Origin of the sequence: Rhodococcus marinonascens NBRC 14363 (assembly GCF_001894885.1) — a bacterium.
Lineage (GTDB): Bacteria > Actinomycetota > Actinomycetes > Mycobacteriales > Mycobacteriaceae > Rhodococcus_F > Rhodococcus_F marinonascens.
In genome coordinates this window covers 1-4,738 of the sequence record NZ_BCXB01000082.1, presented here as the reverse complement: position 1 = coordinate 4,738, position 4,738 = coordinate 1, and the positions used below count along the sequence as shown (strand labels likewise).

The window sequence follows — 4,738 nt, the reverse complement described above, 5'->3', positions numbered from 1 at the left end:
TGGTGAGATCGTCAACCCGGTGTCCGGATTGTGCCTGCAAGAACTCAACGACGGCTACGGGCAGTTCGGCGATGATCCGAGCCCGGATGGCGTTGCGCCCGTCGAACTGGGCAAATGCTCCGGACATATCACGCAACAGTGGACTATCGCCGACGAAGTCATCGACGGGAACCAACCCGGCGGAAGCATCGTTCAAACCACCACCGGCAGATGCCTCGAAGTCACCGACGGCATCTCCGCCAACGGCACCCCGGTTCAAATCGCCCCCTGCACTGGTGAGTCGAATCAGCAATGGAATATGTAAATGGGGATTCTTTGAACTAGACCTGGGCGGGGCGGTGTCAAGCCGTGGAAGCAACGGCTTGACACCGCCGTGCGCATCAAACTCGGGACGATTCAAGCTGGCTGGAAGCTGTTCAGAGCGGTCATGTTCATGGCAGACGGTAGCTGTGTCCCCCGATCGGGGGACTAGATATGAGGCCTGTTCGTGGGACATACGCGGCCCGCATCAACGGCAATACTTAGTCGAGGCCGCATTCAACCGCGCCCCATACTTGTCTGCCCGTTCATCCCGATACCAGAACTCCTCCCGGGTATCACAGCAGGAAAGGAAACAAGTAGATGTCGACGATTGCGACTACCACCCTCGCGGCGCCAGCCTGCGAGTGGTGCACCGAACTCGACCGGAAGTACACCTTTCTCACTCCGCCACTCCAAGAAACCTCACCGCGTACACAATCGAGCGACCGCCAACCTGGAGATTTCACGGTAGGTACCGCGGGTAGTTGTTGTCGGGCAAGAGAAAAAGTGGAAGGAAGGGAACACACCGGGCCTGCGGAACCAGCCAGCAACCGAAGCCTCAGACACCCCCAACCGGGTCCGACCGCCGAAGACGCGCACCCGAACCCGGCTACACGAAATACCGCTACCTCACGAAACATGTGGGTCAGGGATCGAGATCATCTCCTCGACACCCACCCCCATCCACCCATTTCAATCCAGGTCTGAAGGTACAACGATGAATCAACTCCGCTGGTCGAGAATTGCGGCAGTAGCAATCCTGTCCGCAGGAGTCCTTCCCTTCACCCATGCCGCCGCATCGGCCGATGACGATCCTGTCGCCGGACAGGATGGCACTGCTCAGTCAACGACAACATTCAAGGTGAGTTGTGGCGCGTATTCCAACGGTGGAACGGCAGGTCAAGCCTTCCATGACGAGCCGGTCGATATTTTCGGGAAAGATGCAGAAATGGGTGTTCACACTACCTATCCAAGAGTCGTGACCGTCGGGGAAACTTTCACCTATTCCCTTCAATTTGACTCCCTCAAACTCAAGAATGTGTTCGAGGATGGCGCAACAGCAAATGGTGTAAAAGGTAGTGAACGGATGAAGGTTGACATCGATATCCCAGAAGGAGTCGACTTTGTGTCCGCCGAGGCAGGAGACGAATGGGACATTATCCGTATCGACGATGACGGAAGGGAGTCGGACACAGGGAAGCACCTACGATTGACATTCAATAATGCTACCGAGCAGAGAACGAAGAACGGGGTGGTCACAAATAATGGACCGAATGCTTCAGCCCACGATGATGGGGGTTTCAACTCATTTAACCTGACAATTAATTTTCCCGAAATTCGAGTTACGGTGAAGCCTTCCGATAACGCGGGAGAAATCAGTCCGACGATTAGAGTTGGCAAGAGTGCGAACGAATACAATGATCCAAAAAATTTCTTTACCTTTCTGACAACGAATCACGACAATACGTTATTCTTCCCGCATTCCGGATATGTCAGCCTGCGTTGTTCACCCCGGGACACACCAGATGCTGATGTGAACAATGGCGTTCAACCGTTGGCGACGATCAAAGTGGTTGATCCTCCTATTTACGGTTTGGATGGCCGGGTGATCGATATTGTCGATGACGGAACTGTCAGTGGCACTCCTGTGCAGATGTGGGACAACACGGGTGCGGAAAACCAGCAGTGGACGATGCACACGGGCGGTGGTGGGACGCAGATCGTCAACCCGCACACCCAAAAATGCTTGGATGTGCACGAAGGAACTGCGGTCAATTCATTGAGTGATCTTTTCCCGAACGGTGCGCCGATCCAGATCAGCGGGTGCGGAACACAGACGAGCGATGAGTGGTTTGTCTCCCCCGAGGTCACCGACGGCAACCCGGTCGGTGGCACCATCGTCAACGCTCCGAGTGGGAAATGCCTGGATGTGACCGACAGCGAATCCGCCAACGGCACCCGTTTGCAGCTCTGGGACTGCACCGGCGGACCCAACCAGCAATTCAACTTCCCTCCTCCCTTCGCGTGAGCGATACCGGCCGATAGATGGTCGGCATCTTCGGTGGCGTCGGCCGGCGAGAGAAGCGCGCCGGATTTGCCTGGTACGGCCCCGGAATCCTGAATCTGGCCCCAGCCGCAAAGTAGCTTCGCGCGCTCAGGTTGATTCGTCTGCTGTTGCCGAGCGTGGTCCAGGAGTGGTCGACCGAGGATTTGATCGGGTCGTGGACGCTGGTCGGTGGGGACTGGCGGTTGGTGGGGAACAAGTCGGGCGCGACTCGCCTCGGGTTCAGCCTGCTGCTGAAATTCTTCGAGCTCGAGGCCCGGTTCCCTATCGGGCCTGAGGAGTTACCGGCCGCTGCGGTGGCGTACATGGCTGAGCAGGTGAAGATCGATCCGGCGCTGCTGGACTTCTACCGCTGGACCGGCCGCACGATCGAGTATCACCGAGCCCAGTCGTGGTCTCGAGGTGTCGGGGACTGTCCGCGTCTTTCATCATTGCTGATGCAATCCTGATGCAATCCTGATGATAGAATGATGGCTATGGAAGATTCAGCGGCAACAGTCCGAAGAGCAACCGTAAGCCTCCGTGAACGCGACGAACGCAACCTCGAAAAAGTCGCCGACATGGCGGGCCTGAACAAGAACGACGCGATCAGGAAATCCCTCGCTACCGAGGCATTCTTCCTCGACGTCCGCAAAGAAGGCAGCGACGTCTACGTCAAAGGCAAGGACGGCGTCTTCCGCGAAATCAAGTTCGTGGATTGATGCGCCAGCAGGACGAACCCGAACCTAACGGCAACATCCCTGACCTCGGCGGGGCTCAGAAGGAAGACGTTGGACACCTGCTCCAAGAGGGGGAGACCTACGACCCCAGCCGGCACCGCGAGAACATGCGCGGCTGGCTCGCCGTATTAGCGTTCGGACTGTTCGCGGCCCTCGTGGCCTTCCTCGCTATGGCGGTCGTCTTCGGGTGGCGGGACTGGGACCAGCTCGAAGGCGTCACAACCGCGCTCCTGCCCGTCGTGGTCGGAGTCGTGGGAACAACAACAGGTTTCTACTTCGGATCGCGCAGCTCCGAGTAGGAGCAGGAAGGCATCCACCGATGCGGGCGGTGGTGAGGGGGTGCGGCGCGTCACTACAGGTTCGTCCTGGACGCAGCCGGAGGGATGTGCGCGATTCCCGCGACCGACTACGAGATATTGGTGGAGGGGATGCGCTGATTTCACGCGCCGATGAGAAAGTGCCCGATCGAGAGATCGGGCACTCGAAATGAGCCGAGACCTCACCGGTCGTCAAACCCTTTGCAGTCAAGGACAAGACGATCTCGTCGATGCCGGTCAGTCGTCGTTGACGTTTCTTGACGATCTGCGGGGTGAACGAGGAATCGATGTCCCGGGGCACCTCGATCTCGACGGGCCCGATCTCGGTGAACACCGTTTTCGATCGGGTGCCGTTCCTCGAGTTCCCGCTGCCACGACCCGTGGCCTCATGTTTCTCGTACCCGAGATGCTCGGTCATCTCCGCGTCCAACGCGGTCTCGAGAACGTTCTTGGTGAGTTGATTGAGCAGCCCGTTCGGGCCCATCAGCTCCACACCCTGCTCCTTGGCCTGGGCCAGGAGTTGTTCGGCCAACTGCTTCTGATCCACCTCAGTCGCTGCCATGGGATCCAGTGTTTCTGTCATCATCGATCCTTCCCGCCAAGCCACGGCTCGGCGTGTCGAACCAAGATCAGATCAACCGTTATTCAGACAGTCCCGGTACGGCTCCCCACCTCCGAACAGGGTTCGATTCCTACAAGCTGAGACCATCAACCAGGCGCCCGAGCAGGCCGCGTTGCTTTGGGTCTGCTCGGGCGCCTGGTCCGGTCGTCCCGTGGTGAGCATTGCGAGCGTTCGGCGAAGGTCTTCCACATGCTCGGCCCTGTCAGCGGCAAGCCGTTCGGCTGCGACACGTTGCGGTTGCGCGCGTTCCCGATCAGCGTCGACCTGTGCGGCCCCGAGTTGCTGCTCGAGTTCCCTCACACGTTGCGCGAGCTGGTCAGCCGCCCGGGACCTGCCCGGTGTCCGCTCGTGCATGGTCGCGGGCATCGTCGGGTGGTCGGGGGCGGTCGGGGGTGAACCCAGCCGCGAGAAGTCCGTCGAGCGGGATGGACCAACCGTGTTCGGTTCGTTCAGCGCCAGGGATCAGACCAGCGTCGAGTCGACGGCCCTGGCAGGCGGCGGCCGTGGTCACTGTGAAGGTAGATCTGCGAATGGATTGAGGGCGATGACCGACACCGAGCCGTCGTCGGCGTTGGCGACGTAGGCGTAAGACCCGTTCGGGTTGACTGCAATGCCCCCGGGGTAGGCCCCGACGGAGACGGTCTCGGTCACGGTGTTGGTGGCGGTGTCGATCACCGACACCGCATTGGAATAATCGTCGGTGACGTAGACACCG

General features: G+C 59.2%; 6 protein-coding genes and 2 pseudogenes. 6 read left to right on the top strand and 2 right to left on the bottom strand.

The annotated features are described in order from the left end of the window. The 5 genes from RM2_RS22600 to RM2_RS24305 form a co-directional block, all read left to right on the top strand. On the top strand, positions 1-304 hold a 304-nt coding region (locus RM2_RS22600; RefSeq protein WP_139277914.1), incomplete at its 5' end, for an RICIN domain-containing protein. A gap of 714 nt (positions 305-1,018) precedes the next feature. Next, entirely contained in the window at positions 1,019-2,329 is a 1,311-nt protein-coding gene (locus RM2_RS23680) for an RICIN domain-containing protein (protein ID WP_084721965.1), read from the top strand. 131 nt (positions 2,330-2,460) lie between these two features. After that, positions 2,461-2,814 carry a DUF4158 domain-containing protein gene (locus tag RM2_RS24310; RefSeq protein ID WP_139277913.1) on the top strand — a complete coding sequence of 118 codons (354 nt, stop codon included), beginning with the start codon at positions 2,461-2,463 and terminating at the stop codon, positions 2,812-2,814. A 27-nt stretch (positions 2,815-2,841) separates the two neighbouring features. Then, positions 2,842-3,066: a hypothetical protein gene (locus tag RM2_RS22585; protein WP_072691704.1), complete on the top strand. Its 225-nt coding sequence runs from the start codon at positions 2,842-2,844 to the stop codon at positions 3,064-3,066. Further along, a complete protein-coding gene (locus RM2_RS24305) occupies positions 3,066-3,383 on the top strand; it encodes a hypothetical protein (protein ID WP_139277912.1) in 318 nt (105 codons plus the stop codon). The genes RM2_RS22585 and RM2_RS24305 overlap by 1 nt, the downstream gene beginning before the upstream one ends. 184 nt (positions 3,384-3,567) lie before the next feature. Here RM2_RS24305 and RM2_RS22580 read toward each other — a convergent pair. Then, positions 3,568-3,984: pseudogene (locus tag RM2_RS22580) on the bottom strand (transposase); the annotation flags it as partial. Between the two features lie 228 nt (positions 3,985-4,212). Here RM2_RS22580 and RM2_RS22575 point away from each other — a divergent pair. Further along, positions 4,213-4,419: a hypothetical protein gene (locus RM2_RS22575; RefSeq protein ID WP_139277911.1), complete on the top strand. Its 207-nt coding sequence runs from the start codon at positions 4,213-4,215 to the stop codon at positions 4,417-4,419. Positions 4,420-4,530: 111 nt separating this feature from the next. Here RM2_RS22575 and RM2_RS22570 read toward each other — a convergent pair. Beyond that, positions 4,531-4,738, bottom strand: a pseudogene (locus tag RM2_RS22570) (hypothetical protein); the annotation flags it as partial.